The organism is Pseudomonas sp. E1MeOHC2 (assembly GCF_058745025.1).
Map to the genome: position 1 here is coordinate 982,590 of NZ_CP196675.1, position 17,842 is coordinate 1,000,431.

General features: G+C 63.7%; 17 protein-coding genes. 10 read left to right on the plus strand and 7 right to left on the minus strand.

Annotated features, from left to right (window positions below):
• Positions 1 to 196: 196 nt before the first annotated feature.
• A complete protein-coding gene (moaA, locus tag ACSSU5_RS04270; RefSeq protein ID WP_492560673.1) occupies positions 197 to 1,201 on the plus strand; it encodes a GTP 3',8-cyclase MoaA in 1,005 nt (334 codons plus the stop codon).
• Positions 1,202 to 1,221: 20 nt separating this feature from the next.
• Positions 1,222 to 2,121 carry a bestrophin family protein gene (locus ACSSU5_RS04275; RefSeq protein WP_492560674.1) on the plus strand — a complete coding sequence of 300 codons (900 nt, stop codon included), beginning with the start codon at positions 1,222 to 1,224 and terminating at the stop codon, positions 2,119 to 2,121.
• Between the two features lie 116 nt (positions 2,122 to 2,237).
• Here the strand turns inward: ACSSU5_RS04275 and moaB are convergent, their stop codons facing one another.
• Entirely contained in the window at positions 2,238 to 2,777 is a 540-nt protein-coding gene (moaB, locus tag ACSSU5_RS04280) for a molybdenum cofactor biosynthesis protein B (RefSeq protein WP_492560675.1), read from the minus strand.
• A gap of 140 nt (positions 2,778 to 2,917) precedes the next feature.
• On the opposite strand from moaB, the gene ACSSU5_RS04285 reads away from it, so the two are divergent.
• Positions 2,918 to 3,805 carry a LysR family transcriptional regulator gene (locus ACSSU5_RS04285; protein ID WP_264312009.1) on the plus strand — a complete coding sequence of 296 codons (888 nt, stop codon included), beginning with the start codon at positions 2,918 to 2,920 and terminating at the stop codon, positions 3,803 to 3,805.
• Here ACSSU5_RS04285 and ACSSU5_RS04290 read toward each other — a convergent pair.
• The gene (locus ACSSU5_RS04290; RefSeq protein WP_492560676.1) at positions 3,793 to 4,575 is read right to left on the minus strand and encodes a helix-turn-helix domain-containing protein; all 783 of its coding nucleotides are present in this window, start codon (positions 4,573 to 4,575) and stop codon (positions 3,793 to 3,795) included. The two genes, ACSSU5_RS04285 and ACSSU5_RS04290, sit on opposite strands and share 13 nt — an antisense overlap.
• A 418-nt stretch (positions 4,576 to 4,993) precedes the next feature.
• Here ACSSU5_RS04290 and ACSSU5_RS04295 point away from each other — a divergent pair, with 418 nt between their 5' ends.
• The 5 genes from ACSSU5_RS04295 (at position 4,994) to ACSSU5_RS04315 (ending at position 11,557) form a co-directional block, all read left to right on the plus strand.
• A complete protein-coding gene (locus ACSSU5_RS04295) occupies positions 4,994 to 6,610 on the plus strand; it encodes an APC family permease (RefSeq protein WP_492560677.1) in 1,617 nt (538 codons plus the stop codon).
• 28 nt (positions 6,611 to 6,638) lie between these two features.
• Positions 6,639 to 7,565: a 4-hydroxyproline epimerase gene (locus ACSSU5_RS04300; protein ID WP_492560678.1), complete on the plus strand. Its 927-nt coding sequence runs from the start codon at positions 6,639 to 6,641 to the stop codon at positions 7,563 to 7,565.
• Between the two features lie 55 nt (positions 7,566 to 7,620).
• On the plus strand, positions 7,621 to 8,568 hold the full coding sequence (locus tag ACSSU5_RS04305; protein WP_264312005.1) for a dihydrodipicolinate synthase family protein: 948 nt from the start codon (positions 7,621 to 7,623) through the stop codon (positions 8,566 to 8,568).
• Positions 8,569 to 8,719: 151 nt separating this feature from the next.
• Complete coding sequence (locus ACSSU5_RS04310) at positions 8,720 to 10,297, plus strand: aldehyde dehydrogenase (NADP(+)) (RefSeq protein WP_492560679.1); 1,578 nt, start codon at positions 8,720 to 8,722, stop codon at positions 10,295 to 10,297.
• A gap of 3 nt (positions 10,298 to 10,300) precedes the next feature.
• Positions 10,301 to 11,557, plus strand: coding sequence for an NAD(P)/FAD-dependent oxidoreductase (locus ACSSU5_RS04315; RefSeq protein ID WP_492560680.1), 1,257 nt, complete (start codon positions 10,301 to 10,303; stop codon positions 11,555 to 11,557).
• A gap of 129 nt (positions 11,558 to 11,686) precedes the next feature.
• On the opposite strand, the gene xenA is transcribed toward ACSSU5_RS04315, so the two are convergent.
• The gene (gene xenA, locus ACSSU5_RS04320) at positions 11,687 to 12,778 is read right to left on the minus strand and encodes a xenobiotic reductase XenA (protein WP_264312002.1); all 1,092 of its coding nucleotides are present in this window, start codon (positions 12,776 to 12,778) and stop codon (positions 11,687 to 11,689) included.
• A 49-nt stretch (positions 12,779 to 12,827) separates the two neighbouring features.
• On the opposite strand from xenA, the gene ACSSU5_RS04325 reads away from it, so the two are divergent.
• Positions 12,828 to 13,163 (plus strand): ArsR/SmtB family transcription factor, encoded by a 336-nt coding sequence (locus tag ACSSU5_RS04325; RefSeq protein WP_264312001.1) that lies wholly within the window; start codon positions 12,828 to 12,830, stop codon positions 13,161 to 13,163.
• A 99-nt stretch (positions 13,164 to 13,262) separates the two neighbouring features.
• Here the strand turns inward: ACSSU5_RS04325 and ACSSU5_RS04330 are convergent, their stop codons facing one another.
• The 4 genes from ACSSU5_RS04330 to ACSSU5_RS04345 form a co-directional block, all read right to left on the minus strand.
• Positions 13,263 to 13,880 (minus strand): helix-turn-helix transcriptional regulator, encoded by a 618-nt coding sequence (locus tag ACSSU5_RS04330; protein ID WP_264312000.1) that lies wholly within the window; start codon positions 13,878 to 13,880, stop codon positions 13,263 to 13,265.
• Entirely contained in the window at positions 13,880 to 14,518 is a 639-nt protein-coding gene (locus tag ACSSU5_RS04335; RefSeq protein WP_492560681.1) for a hypothetical protein, read from the minus strand. Before ACSSU5_RS04335 ends, ACSSU5_RS04330 begins: the two co-directional genes overlap by 1 nt.
• Positions 14,519 to 14,675: 157 nt before the next feature.
• Positions 14,676 to 16,313 carry a malate dehydrogenase (quinone) gene (gene mqo, locus ACSSU5_RS04340; RefSeq protein ID WP_492560682.1) on the minus strand — a complete coding sequence of 546 codons (1,638 nt, stop codon included), beginning with the start codon at positions 16,311 to 16,313 and terminating at the stop codon, positions 14,676 to 14,678.
• Positions 16,314 to 16,661: 348 nt separating this feature from the next.
• Positions 16,662 to 16,853, minus strand: coding sequence for a YhfL family protein (locus ACSSU5_RS04345; protein ID WP_264311997.1), 192 nt, complete (start codon positions 16,851 to 16,853; stop codon positions 16,662 to 16,664).
• A 204-nt stretch (positions 16,854 to 17,057) separates the two neighbouring features.
• On the opposite strand from ACSSU5_RS04345, the gene ACSSU5_RS04350 reads away from it, so the two are divergent.
• Positions 17,058 to 17,675: a LysE family transporter gene (locus tag ACSSU5_RS04350; protein ID WP_492560683.1), complete on the plus strand. Its 618-nt coding sequence runs from the start codon at positions 17,058 to 17,060 to the stop codon at positions 17,673 to 17,675.
• Positions 17,676 to 17,842: the final 167 nt, after the last annotated feature.

The window sequence follows — 17,842 nt, forward strand, 5'->3', positions numbered from 1 at the left end:
TATTGAGCGTGGGGCAGCGCCGTCCAATCGAAAGATCTTACGGCCTGATAAGCCGTTTCGATCATGGTTTGGTCATTGCCTCGCGCCCCCCGCAACCGTGATAGACGAGATTGATCAACCAGTCGGGGAAAGCAATTTGACGGGGGTGCGGCCAGGTTATAGCTTGGAGCTGAGTCCATCCCATTCGAGCGCAATCGTGGAACAGAACAGCCGGGCCCTGATCGACGGCTTCAACCGGAAAATCGACTATCTGCGGATGTCAGTCACCGACCGCTGCGACTTCCGGTGCGTGTACTGCATGGCCGAAGACATGCAGTTCCTGCCGCGCCAGCAGATCCTCAGCCTCGAAGAACTGTTCCAGGTGGCCGAGCGCTTCGTCGCTTTAGGCACCCGCAAAATCCGCCTGACCGGTGGCGAGCCGCTGGTACGCCAGGGCATCGTCGAGCTGTGCGGGCGCATCGCCGCCCTGCCCGGCCTGCGCGAGCTGTGCCTGACCAGCAACGGCTCGCAGCTCGGGCGCTTGGTCCAGCCGCTGTTCGACGCCGGCGTATCGCGCCTGAACATCAGCCTCGACAGCCTGGACGCCGGGCGCTTCAAGCAACTGACCCGCACCGGCGACCTCAACCAGGTGATCGCCGGCATCGACGCCGCGCGCCAGGCAGGCTTTCGCAAAACCAAGCTCAACTGCGTGGTGCTCAAAGGCCGCAACGATGACGAGCTGGCAGACCTGGTGCGCTTTGCCATCGACCGCGAGCTGGACATTACCTTCATTGAAGAAATGCCCCTGGGTGCCATCAGCGAACACCAGCGCGGTGAGTCGTTCTACTCCAGTGACGAAGTGCGCGACAGGCTGGCCGAACAGTTCACCCTGATCGAGTCGACCGAGTCGTCTCAAGGCCCGGCACGTTACTGGCGCCTGGCCGAAGCGGCACATACCCGAGTGGGGTTCATCTCGCCGCACAGCCACAACTTCTGCGCCACCTGCAACCGCGTGCGCCTGACCGTCGAAGGCCGCCTGCTGCTGTGCCTGGGCAACGAGCATTCGGTGGACCTCAAGCAGGTTCTGCGTGCCCACCCGGGCGACGCCGGGCGCCTGGAGAAAGCCATCCGTGACTCGCTGCACCTCAAACCCTACCGCCATCACTTCGAGGTGGGTGGCGAGGTGCAGATCCTGCGTTTCATGAACATGACCGGCGGCTGAACAGCCACCTCTGGATTTCCATGATCGTCCACCCCCGCCCTGATGTGCTGCGCGTGCTGTTCACCCTCAAGGGTTCGATCATCAAGCGCATTGCCTTGCGCTGCCTGATGGTCACCCTGCTGGCCGCGCTGATCGTGCTGGTCGAGCGTCACTACCCGGCATTTTTCTACCCGGTCAGCGCCACGCCTTTCACTTTGCTGGGCCTGTCGCTGTCGATCTTCATGAGCTTTCGCAACAACGCCTGCTACGACCGCTGGTGGGAGGGCCGCAAGGCCTGGGGCAAGCTGATCATCGAGACCCGCTCGTTCGTGCGCGAAAGCGTGGCAATCGCCGACCCGGCGCTACGTGCCGCGTTGCTGCGCAGCTTGTGCGGCTTTGCCCATGCGCTCAATGCCCGGCTGCGCAACGAGGATGACCTGGCAGCCGCCCGGCCTTGGCTGGCCAACCCCGACGCAATCAGCCCGCACAATGTCTGCGACGCCATTTTGCGTGAGGTCGGCGGGCACTGCTCGCGGTTAGCCGAGCAGCAGCAGATCAGCGATTGGCGCTACAGCGTGCTGGAGCAGCGGCTGGTGGGGCTGACGGAAGTACAGGCCACCTGCGAACGGATCAAAGGCACGCCGTTGCCGTTCCCCTATACCTTGTTGCTGCACCGCACCATCTACATCTTCTGCCTGCTGTTGCCGTTCGCCTTGGCTGAACCGCTGGGCTGGCTGGCACCGCTGTTCACCACCATCGTCGGTTACACGTTCTTTGGGCTGGATGCGATTGGCAATGAGCTGGAGGACCCGTTTGGGCGGGATGAGAACGACCTGCCCACCGATGCGCTGGTGCGTACCGTGGAACGCGATGTGCTGGCGGGGTTGGGGGTTGAGCCACTGCCACCGGCGCTGGAGCCGGTGGGGTATGTGTTGAGCTGAGTTTTCTACTGCCTGTGCTGGCCTCTTCGCGGGCAAGCCCGCTCCCACAAGTTTCGCATCAACACTGAACCTGTGGGAGCGGGCTTGCCCGCGAAGAGGCCAGCACAAGCTAACCATTACCCGCGGCTTGCACAGGCCTCGATGGATTTCAGGTGCGGCACGAAATTGCACGGCCGGTGCCGCGCATCCAACTGTTCGGCCAGGATCCCTTCCCACGCCGTGCGGCAGGCCCCGGTCGAACCTGGCAGGCAGCACACCAACGTGCCGTTGGCCAGGCCGGCCAATGCCCGGCTCTGAATGGTCGACGTGCCGATATCGAGAATGGACAACGCCCGGAACAGCTCGCCAAAGCCATCGATACGTTTGTCCAACAGGCATTCAACGGCTTCAGGCGTACTGTCACGCCCGGTGAAGCCGGTACCGCCGGTGATCAGCACCACCTGCACCTGCTCGTCGGCAATCCAGGTGGCGACCTGGGCGCGGATCTTGTACAGGTCGTCCTTGAGCAGCGCACGCGCCACCAGGCGATGGCCGATTTCCACCGAGCGGCTGGCCAGCAGCTCGCCGGAGGTGTCGTTGTCGTAGGTGCGGGTGTCACTGACGGTCAGCACGGCGATGTTGAGCGGTACGAAGACCGCGTCGGGTTTGACGCTCACGTGGGCTACTCCTGAAAGGGCATTGTCACCACGCTAGAGGCACGGCCAAAGGGCGTCCAATCGATATGGCGTACCGGGTGATCAATGACATCTATCGCTGACTTGGTTAAGGTCAGCACAACCAGACGCCAGGCACTCCCATGGACATCAAGCAACTCAAGTTCCTCATCGCGCTCGACCAGACCCGCCACTTCGGCCAGGCCGCAGCACTGTGCCACATCACCCAGCCGACGCTGTCGATGCGCCTGCGCAACCTGGAAGACGAACTGGACCTGGTGCTGGTAAAACGCGGCCAGCGCTTCGAAGGCTTCACCGAAGCTGGCGAGCGCATTCTGGCCTGGGCCCGCACGCTGCTGGCCGCCCACGACGGCCTGCAGGCCGAAGCCGCCAGTTGTCGCGGCCAGGTGGTCGGCAGCCTGCGCCTGGGCACCGTGCCGCTGGCCAGCTTCAACCCCATGCAATTGCTGTTGCCGCTGCGCGAAAAATACCCCGAACTGCAGTTTCAGCTCAGCTCGCACAGCACCGAGCAGATCATGGATGGCCTGAGCCGCAACCAGCTCGACCTGGGCATCTGCTACCTCGACCAGGTCAACGCAAGCTTCTTCGAAGTGATCGAGCTGGGCACCACCACCATGGGCCTGCTGCACGATACCCGGCACTTCCAGTTCGAGGCCGACACCCTGCGCTGGGAAGACCTCGGCGAGATTCCGCTGGGCTTGCTGAGCAAAGGCATGCACTACCGTCAGTCGCTGGACCTGAGTTTCCGCAGCCGCAGCCTGGAACCCAACGCCGTGCTGGAAAGCGACTCGAGCTTCCAGCTGATCCAGGCCATCAACACCGGCGTGTGCTGCGCGATCATGCCCCTCGATTGCGGGCTGGAAGACTTGAGCGACCACATGCGCATCCTGCCCATCGTCGACGCCAGCATCCACAGCCCGGTGGGCCTGCTGCTGCGCCGCAGCGAGCCGCGCTCGGCGATTGCCGAGCAGTGCTTTGACGAAGCGAAGTTGCTGTTTCAGCCCACCTGATTCGCCGTCGCCAGACGGTATTGGCGCGGGGTGAACCCCGTCAATTGCTTGAACTGGCGGCTGAAGGCGCTGTGGTCGGTGTAGCCGCACTGCATCGCCACCTCGGTGATCGGCAAGTCGCTGTGCAGCAAGCGATGGGCGTGCTCCAGCCGCGCCTTGTGGATCATCTGCCGCGGCGTGAGGTGGAACACCCGCTTGCAGTAGCGCTCTAGTTGCGCCACGGAAATACCCGCGATGCGGGTCAGTTCGCCCAGGCTGATCGGTTGGTGAAAATGCCGTCGAATGTGCTCATCCACGGCTGCCAGGCGCTGGTAGGCGGGGTGGGTGTCGGCGGCTGACTGCAGGTCGACCGAGATGCCCACCAGGCCGATGATGGCGCCTTCGGGGTTGCGCAACGGCCGCTTGTGGGTCAGGCACCAGCCGGGTTCGCGGCTGCCGTACAGGTGCAGTTCGAGCTGGTCTTGCAGGACCAGGCCATCCTTGAGCACGCGACGATCCTGCTCGGTGTAGCCAGGGCCCAGTTGCGCCGGGAAGACTTCGGCGCTGGTCTTGCCCAGCAAGGGCTGCAGACGCTTGAGGCCGCAGCGCTGGACCAGCGTGTCGTTGGCCAGCACGTAGCGGGCGTCGGGGTCTTTGATGAAGATCGCGGCGTTGGGGATCGCGTCGAGAATCGGCAGCAGCAGGGAGACCCCGGCAAGCAAGGCCTCCAGAGTGGCGGGGCGGTGCTGGTCCAAGGACTGGTAGAGGGTTGCCAGGGGGGCTTTTGTCATCTCGATTCTCGGGGGGTTAGGCGACTGGCCTCTTCGCGGGCAAGCCCGCTCCCACAGGTAAACCACTGAACCTGAAGAGAGTGGTGTACCTGTGGGAGGTAAACCACTGTACTTGAAGGAAGTGGTATTCCTGTGGGAGCGGGCTTGCCCGCGAAGGGGCCAGCACTGCTGATGCATCTCTGCAGCCCTTGTGCGACATGGCCTCCAGCCTATCCAACCCGCCCCGCTAGCCGCCAGCCTTTTCTGCAACTGTGCCGATTTCGTCACCCGCCCTGCAGAAAACCATCAAGAACCGATGCCCCGATCGGTCCACTCTATGCCCCACGCAAGCCGCCCAAGACCTACAAGAGCGCGGCCCAAAAAGCCGCACCTCGTGACATCAGACCTGCCTATCCAAAACCTACAAAAAGGCGCACCCATGTCAGGCAAATTCAAAAAACAGCTGTCACTGCTCGACCTCACCTTCATCGGCCTAGGCGCCATCTTCGGCTCCGGCTGGCTGTTCGCTGCCAGCCACGTCTCGGCCATCGCCGGCCCCGCCGGTATCCTCTCCTGGTTCCTCGGCGGTTTCGCCGTGCTGTTGCTGGGCATCGTCTACTGCGAGCTTGGCGCTGCCCTGCCCCGCGCCGGTGGCGTGGTGCGTTACCCGGTGTACTCCCATGGCCCGCTGCTCGGCTATCTGATGGGCTTCATCACCCTGATCGCGTTTTCCAGCCTGATCGCCATCGAAGTGGTCGCATCGCGCCAATACGCCGCGGCCTGGCTCCCCGAGCTGACCAAGGCCGGGTCCAGTGACCCGAGCGTGCTCGGCTGGTTGCTGCAGTTCGCGCTGCTGGGGCTGTTTTTTCTGCTCAACTACCGCAGCGTCAAGACCTTCGCCAAGGCCAACAACCTGGTCAGCGTGTTCAAGTTCATCGTGCCGTTGCTGGTGATCGGTGTGCTGTTCACCTTCTTCAAACCGGCAAACTTCGAAGTCCAGGGCTTTGCGCCGTTCGGCCTGTCGGGTGTGGAAATGGCCGTGTCGGCGGGTGGCATCATCTTCGCCTACCTGGGGCTGACGCCGATCATTTCGGTGGCCAGTGAAGTGAAGAACCCGCAGCGCACCATTCCAATCGCGCTGATCCTGTCGGTGCTGTTGTCCACCGCGATTTACGCCCTGCTGCAACTGGCCTTCCTCGGCAGCATACCGACCGAGATGCTGGCCAACGGCTGGGCCGGCGTGACCAAAGAGCTGGCACTGCCCTACCGTGACATCGCCCTGGCACTGGGCGTGGGCTGGTTGGCCTACCTGGTGGTGGCCGACGCGGTCATCTCGCCAAGCGGTTGCGGCAATATCTACATGAACGCCACCCCGCGCGTGGTCTATGGCTGGGCACAGACCGGGACCTTCTTCAAAGTCTTCACCCGCATCGACGAGCAGTCCGGCATTCCCCGCCCGGCCCTATGGCTGACCTTTGCCCTGTCGGTGTTCTGGACCCTGCCATTCCCGTCGTGGGAGGCGCTGATCAACGTGGTCTCGGCGGCCCTGGTACTGAGCTATGCCGTGGCCCCGGTCACCGTCGCCGCGCTGCGCCGCAACGCACCCGACATGCCGCGCCCGTTCCGGGTCAAGGGCATGGGCGTGCTCGGCCCGCTGTCGTTCATCATCGCCGCGCTGATCGTCTACTGGTCTGGCTGGAACACCGTGTCGTGGCTGCTGGCCCTGCAAATCGTGATGTTCGTGCTGTACCTGCTGTGCGCCCGCTTCGTGCCGACCCAGCACCTGTCCATCGGCCAGCAAGTGCGCTCGTCGGCCTGGTTGATCGGCTTCTACGCCGTGACCATCCTGCTGTCGTGGCTAGGCAGCTTCGGCGGCCTGGGCGTGATCGGCCACCCGTTCGACACCGTGGTCGTGGCTGCCTGTGCCCTGGGCATCTACTACTGGGGCGCCGCGACTGGCGTGCCAGCGCACCTGGTACGCCTGGATGGCGAAGATGAAAGCGAAACCGCCGCCGACACCTACCCGGGCCAACGCCCTGCCGCTGTCGCTTCCTGACCCCGGCCACCATTCAAGGGACATGCCCATGAAACACATTCACGTCATCGACTCGCACACCGGCGGCGAACCGACCCGCCTGGTCATGAAAGGTTTCCCGCAGCTCAACGGCCGCACCATGGCCGAACAGCGTGACGAACTGCGCGAACTGCACGACCCATGGCGCCGCGCCTGCCTGCTGGAGCCACGCGGCAACGATGTGCTGGTCGGCGCGCTGTACTGCCCTGCGGTGTCGCAAGACGCCACCTGCGGTGTGATTTTCTTCAACAACGCCGGCTACCTGAACATGTGCGGCCACGGCACCATCGGCCTGATCGCCTCGTTGCAACACCTGGGCCTGATCGCACCCGGCGTGCACAAGATAGACACGCCGGTTGGCCAGGTCAGCGCCACCCTGCATGAAGACGGCGCAGTCACCGTAGGCAACGTGCCCGCCTACCGCTATCGCCAGCAGGTGCCGGTCGAGGTACCGGGCCATGGCGTGGTGTACGGCGACATTTCCTGGGGCGGCAACTGGTTCTTCCTGGTGTCCGAACACGGCCAGCGCATCGAGCTGGACAACGTCGAGGCACTCACCCACTACACCTGGGCGATGCTCAAGGCCCTTGAGGCCCAGGGCATCACGGGCGAGCACGGCGAGCCGATCGACCATGTCGAGCTGTTCGCCGACGACCCCGACGCCGACAGCCGCAACTTCGTCATGTGCCCCGGCAAGGCCTACGACCGCTCCCCCTGCGGCACGGGCACCAGCGCCAAGCTGGCCTGCCTGGCCGCTGACGGCAAGCTCGACGAAGGCCAGACCTGGGTCCAGGCGAGCATCACCGGCAGCCAGTTCCAGGGCCGCTACCAGCGCGAGGGCGAGCGCATTCGCCCATTCATTACTGGCCGCGCCCACATGACCGCCGACAGCACGCTGCTGATCGACGAACAGGATCCTTTCGCCTGGGGCATCTGACCCGCCCAGGCCTTTTTATTCGTACCCCGACTGAATACTGCAAGGAGTGACACCCATGAGCGACAACATCTTCACCGGCTGCATGCCTGCCCTGATGACCCCCTGCACCGCCGCGCGCACACCGGACTTCGACGCCCTGGTACGCAAAGGCCTTGAGTTGATCGAAGCCGGCATGAGCGCCGTGGTGTACTGCGGCTCGATGGGCGACTGGCCGCTGCTGACCGAGGCCGAACGCCAGGAAGGCGTGGCGCGCCTGGTGGCTGCCGGCATCCCGACCATCGTCGGGACCGGCGCGGTGAATACCCGTGAAGCGGTCGCCCACGCGGCCCATGCCGCCAAGGTCGGCGCCGCCGGCCTGATGGTGATCCCGCGTGTATTGTCCCGCGGCGCCTCGCTGATCGCCCAGAAGCACCACTTTTCGGCCATTCTGGCCGCCGCACCGAAGCTGCCGGCGGTGATCTACAACAGCCCGTACTACGGCTTCGCCACCCGCGCCGACCTGTTCTTCGAACTGCGTCGCGAATTCCCGAACCTGATCGGCTTCAAGGAGTTCGGCGGTGGCGCCGACCTGCGCTACGCCGCCGAGCACATCACCTCCAAAGACGATGACGTGACCCTGATGGTCGGCGTCGACACCCAGGTGGTACATGGCTTCGTCAACTGCAATGCCACCGGCGCCATCACCGGGATCGGCAATGCCCTGCCCCGTGAAGTGCTGCAACTGGTAAGCCTGAGCAAGCAGGCCGCCAAAGGTGATGCCAAGGCCCGGCGCCTGGCCCGCGAACTGGAAGCGGCGCTGGCGGTGCTGTCGTCGTTCGATGAAGGCTGCGACCTGGTGCTGTACTACAAGCACCTGATGGTGCTCAACGGCGACCGCGAGTACAGCCTGCACTTCAACGAAACCGACGCCCTCACCGATGCCCAGCGCAACTACGCCGAGCAGCAATACGCGCTGTTCCGTCAGTGGTACGCCAACTGGTCGGCCGAGCAGAACGTCGCCTGATCACTGTGGGAATAACCGTGGGAGCGGGCTTGCCCCGCGAACACCGGCAAAGCCGGTGCCATGCACCGTGGTGCCTGCTTCGCGGGTAAACCCGCTCCCACAGGGTAAGCGCTACACCCTTGCACCTGAATCTGACTCCATAGGAGGCTCCATGCCCCTGACAGGCAACCTGCTGATTGGCCAAACGCCGGTAACCGGCAGCCACGACGCCATCCGCGCCATCGACCCGGCCACCGGCCAAGCGCTCGAACCCGCCTACCTCGGCGGTACCGGTGAGCACGTGGCCCAGGCCTGCGCACTGGCCTGGGCGGCGTTCGATGAATACCGCGAGACCTCGCTCGAACAACGGGCACACTTTCTTGAAACCATCGCCGAACAGATCGAAGCCCTGGGCGATGCCCTGATCGACCGCGCCGTCGCCGAGACGGGCCTGCCCAAGGCACGCATCCAGGGCGAACGCGGCCGCACCTGCACGCAACTGCGCACGTTTGCCCGTGTGGTACGTGCCGGCGAGTGGCTGGACGTGCGGGTCGACAATGCCCTGCCCGAACGCCAGCCTCTGCCGCGCCACGACCTGCGCCAGCGCCAGGTGGCCCTGGGGCCGGTGGCGGTGTTTGGCGCCAGCAACTTCCCCCTGGCCTTCTCGGTGGCCGGCGGCGACACCGCTTCGGCGCTGGCCGCTGGCTGCCCGGTGGTGGTCAAAGCGCACGGCGCCCACCCTGGCACCAGCGAACTGGTTGGCCGGGCAGTGGCCCACGCCGTGAAGCAATGCGGCCTGCCCGAAGGCGTGTTCTCGCTGTTGTACGGCGCAGGCCGTGAGGTGGGGATTGCACTGGTCAGTGACCCGCGTATCAAGGCCGTCGGCTTTACCGGCTCACGCAGCGGTGGCGTTGCGTTGTGCCACGCCGCTCAGGCACGCCCGGAGCCAATCCCGGTGTATGCCGAGATGAGCTCGATCAACCCGGTATTCCTGTTTGACGCAGCCCTGCAAAGCCGCGGCGAAGCACTGGCGCAAGGTTTCGTCGCTTCGCTGACACAAGGCGCCGGGCAGTTTTGTACCAACCCTGGCCTGGTGATCGCCCGTCAAGGGCCGGCGCTGCAACGCTTCGTCACCGCCGCCAGCGAACAGGTGCAACGCACTGGCGCCCAGACCATGCTCACCCCCGGCATTTTCAACGCCTATGAAACAGGTGTCGGCGCACTGGCCGAGAACATCCATGCCCAAGTTGTCGCCAGCGGTCAGCCAGCGCAAGGCCCTAACCAATGCCAGGCCCAGTTGTTCGTGACCCAGGCCAGCGCGTTTCTGGCCGACCCGGCGCTGCAAGCCGAAGTCTTCGGTGCCGCATCACTGGTGGTGGCGTGCGACAGCGACGCGCAGATTCGTCAGGTTGCCGAGCACCTGGAAGGCCAACTGACCGCTACCCTGCAACTGGACGAGGCGGATATCGACAGTGCCCGCGCACTGCTGCCGACCCTTGAACGCAAAGCCGGGCGCATCCTGGTCAACGGTTGGCCGACCGGGGTCGAAGTGTGCGATGCGATGGTCCACGGCGGGCCGTTCCCGGCCACCTCCGATGCCCGTACCACGTCGGTGGGCACAGCGGCGATCCTGCGCTTCCTCCGCCCGGTGTGCTACCAGGACTTCCCTGACGCTCTGCTGCCAGCGGCCTTGCAACACGGCAACCCACTGCAACTGCGCCGGTTGCTCGACGGCAAGCGGGAAGGCTAGGCCATGGTCGAGCCGCTTAACGCTGCTGAAACAGACATCGCCGTGGTCGGCGCCGGCATCGTCGGCGTCGCCTGTGCCCTGCAGCTGGCAAGGCAGGGCCGTCGGGTGCTGTTGATCGACCGCGAACAACCCGGCCACGGCGCCTCTTTTGGCAACGCCGGGCACTTGGCTACCGAGCAAGTATTCCCGATCGCCGACCTGTCGATCCTGAAACGCCTGCCCAGCATGCTCATGGACCCCATGGGCCCGCTGCGCCTGGACTGGAAATACCTGCCCAAGGCCATGCCCTGGTTCACCCGCCTGCTGCTCAACCTGCGGGCGGCGCCGTTTCAACGCAGCGTGGCCGGCATCCGTGCGCTGAACGAAGGCAGCCTGGGGGCCTGGCAGCGGTTGCTGGCATCCATCGAGCGCGGCAACCTGCTCAAGGAAGATGGCTCGTTGCTGGTGTTCGAACGCCCACAATCACGCCAGGCGCTGGAGGCCTTGCGTGCGCGTATGCGCCAGCAGGCCGTGCCGGTGGACTTCTGGTCGGCCGAAACGGTGCGCACAGCGGCCCCGCAGTTGAGCCCGTCGCTTCTGGGTGGCCTGTTCTTCCCGCGTACCGGGCACTTTCTCGACCCCTACCGGTTGGTCTGCGAACTGTTCGAAGCGGCCAAGGCCAGTGGTGTGCGCTTCGTTCGGGCAGCGGTCAGTGACGGTCAAGTGGAGGCTGCCGGCGTCACCTTGAGCAGCGACCAGGGCCCGCTGAAAGCCCGTCAGGTGCTGGTGGCCTGCGGCGCGCATTCGGCGAAGCTCACCACAGCCCTCACCGGCAAGCGGGTACCGCTGGACACCGAGCGTGGCTACCACCTGATGTTGCCGGGCGAACATCAACGGCTGCCGTTTGCCGTCACCTCGCTGGAGCGCAAGTTCATCATGACGCCCATGGCCGAAGGCTTGCGGCTGGCCGGCACGGTGGAGTTCGCCGGGCTCGATGCGCCGCCGAGCATGCAGCGGGCGTGGCAATTGCATCGGCTGAGCAAGGGCTTGTTTCAGCAAGATCTGGATGCCGAAGGGGCGACACCGTGGATGGGGTTCAGGCCGTCGTTGCCGGACTCACTGCCGGTGATCGACCGGGTGTGTGATGGGCGGGTGATGCTTGCGTTCGGGCATCAGCACCTGGGGCTGACCCAGGCAGCGGTGACGGCGGAATGGGTGGGGCGGTTGGCTGACCGGGAGAGAGGGCCGCACATGGAGGCTTACCGGCTGGACCGGTTCTGATCAGGGCCGGCCTCTTCGCGGGGCAAGCCGGTCCCACAGGCTCCCCGCTGGCCTTGAGGTTGGCGGCTACTTGTGGGAGCGGGCTTGCCCCGCGAAGAGGCCGGCCCAGGCTACTGAATAATCAGCAACTCAGCGATAACGCTCAAGCCAGTGCGCATAAGGCGCCGGCAAGGTCCACGACGCTTTATCCACGCCCAATTCCTTGGCCGCGAAGTACGCCCAGTGCGGGTCAGCCAGGTGCGCACGCCCTACCGACACCAGGTCGAGCTGATTGGCTTTAAGCGCGCCTTCGGCCAACTGCGGCGTACCAAAGCCCCACGCCGACGTCACCGGCAGGCCAGCCTCGCGGCGTACGCGCTCGGCAATCGGCCCCATGAACGCCGGGCCCCAGGGGATATTGGTCTCAGGGATGGTGAAACCGACGCTGACACTCAGCAGGTCCAGGCCACCGGCTTTGAACATACGGGCCAACTCGATGGATTCGTCCAGGGTCTGCTCATCGCGGCCGTCATATTCCAGCACACCAAAGCGGGCCGTCAGCGGCAGATTTTCTGGCCAAACCTCACGCACGGCGGCCAGGGTCTCCAGCAGGAAGCGGCTGCGGTTCTCGAAGCTGCCGCCATAGGCGTCGGTACGTTGGTTGGAATGCTCAGAGAAGAAGCTCTGGCCCAGGTACCCGTGGGCAAAGTGCAGCTCGATCCACTCAAAGCCCGCATCACGTGCACGGCGGGCGCCATCGACGAAGTCCTGCTTGACCCGGGCGATGTCGTCCAGGGTCATCTCGCGCGGCACTTTCGGCAGGTGGGCGCCGAAGGCGATGGCCGATGGGGCGATGGTGTCCCAGCCGCGGGCATCGTCGGCGGCGATATGGTCGTCACCTTCCCACGGGCGGTTGGCGCTAGCCTTGCGCCCGGCATGGGCGATCTGAATGCCCGGCACCGAGCCTGCAGCCTTGATCGCCTGCACCATCGGCACGAACGCCTGGGCATGGGCGTCACTCCAGATACCGGCGCAGCCGGGGGTAATGCGCCCTTCCGGCGCTACCGCCGTGGCCTCGACCACCACCAGACCGGCACCGCCACGGGCCAAACCGGCCAGGTGCACGTGGTGCCAGTCGTTGACCATGCCGTCTTCGGCCATGTACTGGCACATCGGCGGGATGGCAATGCGATTGCGCAGGGTGACGTCTTTGAGGGTATAGGGTTCGAACAATGCGGACATGAGGGACTCCGGGGTCATTTGAATACGATAGTTCGATCATAATCGAACTATGGCAATAATTGAAAGGCCCGTTATCATGTCGACCATGCGAGCCTACAAACATCCCAACCCTGAAGACCTGATCCTCGAGCGCCTGCTTTACGCCCTGAGCGACCCCGTGCGCATGGAGATCGTGCGCCACTTGGCGGGCGTTGCCGAGGCCAGCTGCGGCGAGCTGGATGGCGGCCGGCCGAAGTCGAGCATGTCGCACCATTTTCGCGTGTTGCGCGATGCGGGGCTGGTGCATACGCGTAATGTCGGCACTACCCATATGAACTCGTTGCGCAGTGAAATGCTCGACGAACGGTTCCCTGGGTTACTGACGTGCATTCTTCGGCAGCAATAATTCCTGTGCGGGCCTCTTCGCGGGGCAAGCCCCACACAGGAGATTAGCGGGGTATCTGTGGTATCGGGCTTGCCGGCGAAGAGGCCGGCATGAACAACATCACAGGTCTTTCTTGATCAGTGCAAACCTGCACACCTGTCCTCCCCTCAACATGCATTCCTCATGGCTGACCTCTGCGCCTCCCAACGCCCCGATCAACGCCAGGTCCAGCTCGCAGACCACGGGATGTGCCTTGGCCAGGTGATGGAACACACAATTGTGCGCCACGATCTGCGGCTCCCCGGCTGAACGAAAGAACACCTCGGCCTCATACCCGGCCGTGTTCATGTGCTGCACGATGCGCGCCTCATCCACCACCTGCTGTTCCAGGTCCGCCGCCAGCTTGCGCCCCAACTGGCGCATCAGCACCCGCAGGGCGTCATGGCCGATGATCCCGGCCACTTCACCGATCAGCAGATTGGCCAACAGCGGGTACTGCCGTGGGAACAGCTCACGGGCATGCTCGGTGAGCTGGTGCAGTTGCTCCGGGCGCCGCCCGGTGGGCCGGGTGGCGCCGCGCATCACCAGGCCGTCGCGCTCCAGTGCGGCCAGGTGCTGACGCACGGCCGTACGCGTAATGGCCAGGGCCTGCGCCAGGTCGTCGATGCTCATGCCTGCCGGCTGGTGCAACAACGCATGGAGCAGGTCCTGTTGGGTACGGCCAAGCCCTTCGAGCATCAGAACTTGTCCGGGAACTGCTTGACCAGCGCCGCCGTCAAGGCGTCCGCCAGTGCCAGGATATGCTCGCGCATCATCCCCCAGGTGCGTGCCTCACCGGCGTAGTCGCCCGCGGCAAGCTGGTCGATCTGCGCAATATGATGGCCGCCATGGGCGCCCAGCATGGTGATCAGCGTCTGCTCGGGCAGGTTGGGGTTGGCCTTGGCCAGGAACGCGGCAATCGCCTTGGCGTTGCTGGTCAGGTCATCGACGGCGGCCTGCTGGCCTTTTTTGTCCTTGCCCACGGTGGCATCACTGTAGTGCTTGATGGCACCCCAGTGGCCGGCGAGCAGTTTGAGCAACTGGTCGGCTGCCGTCTGGCCGTACAACGGCGCAATGCTGTTGGCGATCCGGGTGGCATCGGCGACCACTTCGTTGGCCGCGACTTCGGCTTGCTTGGCATTGCCGGCCTGGTTGGCCACAGCGTAGTTGCGGACCCAGAAAATGTGCTCGACCCAGAGGTCGCGCAGGGCCAGGCGCGTGGTCAGTGCACCGGCTTCGGCGGGTTTGGCGGCGGGGGTAGCGGTTGAGTAACTCTGGCTCCATGCCGGCTGTGCGCACAGCGCTAGCAGCAGTAAGGCAGCAATCTTGAGGTTCATGACGGCACCCTCCTGGAGGGGGATCGACTGACAAGATTAATTTAAGCATCAAAATATGTTTTTATTAGTTCCCGCCAGGGTTTCCGATCAGCGGCTTTGCCCGGAAACAAAAAAGCCACGAGGTCACCCCCGTGGCTTTCGTTCACAACAGTGTCGCTTACAGCGCCATGTCGTTCTCAGGCTTGCTTTCAACCGGCTGGGTTGGCGAACCGCCGAAATCAACGCTCGCGTCGATCACTGGCGGCTTCTCCAGCTGCAGCACTTCAGCGGTGTAGTTCCACTCTTTCTGCGTGGCGGCTGCCGAATCATTGAGCTTGGTGCCATAGCTCGGCACGATTTCTTTGATCTTGGCTTGCCACTCAGGTGTAGCCACTTTCTCTTTGAACACGGTTTCCAGCACGGTCAGCATGATCGGTGCAGCAGTCGATGCACCTGGCGAGGCACCCAGCAGGCCGGCAATGGTGCGGTCTTCGGAGGCCACGACTTCGGTGCCCAGCTTCAGCACGCCGCCCTTCTCGGCATCACGCTTGATGATCTGCACGCGCTGGCCCGCCTGCCACAGGCGCCAATCTTCTTTCTTGGCGTTCGGGAAGTAGGTGCGCAGGGCTTCGAAGCGGTCGTCGTCAGACAGCATCAACTGGCCAGCGAGGTACTCCACCAGCGGGTACTGTTCGATACCGACCTTGGTCATCGGCCACACGTTGTGCAGCGTGGTGCTGCCCAGCAGGTCGAGGTACGAGCCGTTTTTCAGGAACTTGGTCGAGAAGGTGGCGAATGGCCCGAACAGGATCACCCGCTTGCCGTCCAGCACGCGGGTGTCCAGGTGCGGTACCGACATGGGCGGTGCGCCAGTCGAGGCAATGCCGTAGGCCTTGGCCATGTGCTGCATGGCAACGGTCGGGTTCTCCGTCACCAGGAACGAGCCACCCACCGGGAAGCCTGCGTATTCCTTGGCCTCCGGGATGCCCGACTTCTGCAGCAGCTTCAGCGCGCCGCCGCCGGCACCGATGAACAGGAACTTGGCGTCGGTGGCCGATTCGGTACCGTCCTTCAGGTTCTTGTACTCGACGTGCCAGGAGCCGTCCTTGTTACGGGTGATGTCCTGCACTTCGCTGGACAGCTTCAGGTCGAACTTGTCCTGGGTCTTCAGGTGGCCAACGAACTGGCGGGTGATCTCGCCGAAGTTGACGTCGGTGCCAATCGGCGTCCAGGTCACGGCCAGCTTCTGGTTCGGGTCGCGGCCTTGCATCATCAGCGGGACCCACTTGGCGATCTGCGCGTGGTCCTCGGAGTACTGCATCGGGCGGAACAGCGGGCTTGCCTGCAGCGCGTCATAACGCTTCTTGAGGAACTTGATGTTGTCATCGCCCCAGACGAAGCTCATGTGCGGGGTGCTGTTGATGAACGAATGCGGGTTCTTCAGCACGCCCTGACGCACCTGCCACGACCAGAACTGGCGGGAGATCTGGAAGGCTTCGTTGATTTCGATGGCCTTGGTGATGTTGACGTTGCCGTCTTTGTCTTCAGGGGTGTAGTTCAGCTCGGCCAGCGCGGAGTGGCCGGTACCGGCGTTGTTCCAGCCGTTGGAGCTTTCTTCGGCGACGCCGTCCAGGCGCTCGACCATTTCCATCGACCAGCTCGGCTCCAGCTCGTGCAGCCAGACCGCCAGGGTGGAGCTCATGATGCCGCCGCCGACCAGCAGCACGTCGACTTTCTTGGTTTCTGCCGCGTGCGCTTGCATGACGCTCGCCGCGACAGCCAGACCCAGCAAGGTCTTGCCAGCTTTCTTGAACATTGATCGATTCCAATGATTAGCACGTAAGGGAGGCCTAGGCTGGGCCTCGTATCTCTCTGTCCTTTAGCGCGCGCTTGTTATTGATCATTGGAGTCAGCAGCCAAGAGAAACAGTCAACGCACAGCCGATGGTCGAGTTGACCCGCCATGGCTGAAACGATTTTCCGATTGTAACTGAATTGCCAGCACAAACAAATTGAGGGGCTATGCGTCAAGGCGACAGGTTGTCCCAGGTGTACGGAAAAGTGGATACGTGGACGACTGCTGGAAAAACAAAAGACCCCGGCCATTTGCATGACCGGGGTCCTTGGATCACGCCGCAAGCGCCGCGATCAGGGTATCGCCAAGATTACTGCTGCTGAGGCAGTTTATCGATTGGGCCGCAGCCACCGATGACCTTGGAGATGGAAACCGAAGGGTGGAACAGGTAGTCGTACGAGCAGTTCTTCTGCTGGTTGTAGACTTGACCAGTGCAGCCGGACAGCAGGGCAACGCCCGAAACGACAGCAACGGCAACAGTGGCTTTCAACAGCTTTTTCATACTAAGTCCTTTAAATGAATCGTCGGCCATCGTACTGATGGCGTCCGAATCATACAGAACCAAGGCATTGGATCCAAGTCGCTCAGGCCGTGATGTAACAATACGTCGCGTTATCGCCGTATTAATGGACAGTTGAAAAGTAGGCCGCAGCGGAAGATAGTCTGTAGTTCTGCCCCGCATCTGCACGCTTACAGGAGTTTCCCCATGCTCGGTGTTACCGACTACGGCGCCTTTGTCATCGCCTTCATCATCGTCCTGGCCATCCCCGGCCCGGGCAACTTTGCCTTGATCACTGCCACGGGCAAGGGCGGCATCAAAGCTGGGCTTGCGGCAACCTGCGGGGTGATTCTGGGTGACCAGGTGCTGCTGTGGCTGGCCGTGGCAGGCGTTGCCACCCTGCTTGCCGCCTACCCCGCCGCCTTCCACGTGGTGCAATGGGCGGGGGCTGCGTACCTGGCCTACCTGGGGCTGCGCATGCTGCTGAGCAAACCTGGCGGCGGCCCGCGTGCGAGCCGCATGGACAACGGCCATTACTTGCGCCAGACGATGATGATCACCTTGCTCAACCCCAAGGCGATCATGTTCTACATGGCGTTTTTCCCGCTGTTTGTCGACCCGGTGAAGCACCAAGGGTTGGTGACCTTTGGCTTCCTGGCCGCGACCGTGGCGGTGGTGACGTTCCTGTATGGGCTGATTGCGGTGGTGCTGACCCACAAGCTGGCCGAACGCATGCGCGCGAACCCACGGATTGCCAACCTGTTCGAGCGGTTGGCGGGGGCTTGCCTGGTCGGGTTCGGGATCAAGCTGGCGGCGATGCGCTGAGGGTTGTCATTCGGGTTCGAGATTGCCGGGGCTGCTGCGCAGCCCATCGCAGGCAAGCCAGCTCCTACAGGTACTGTGCACTGCCTTCAAGGCTTGTAGGAGCTGGCTTGCCTGCGATGGGCCGCAAAGCGGCCCCAGGGTTTATCCAAAGCGCATAAACAACAGGA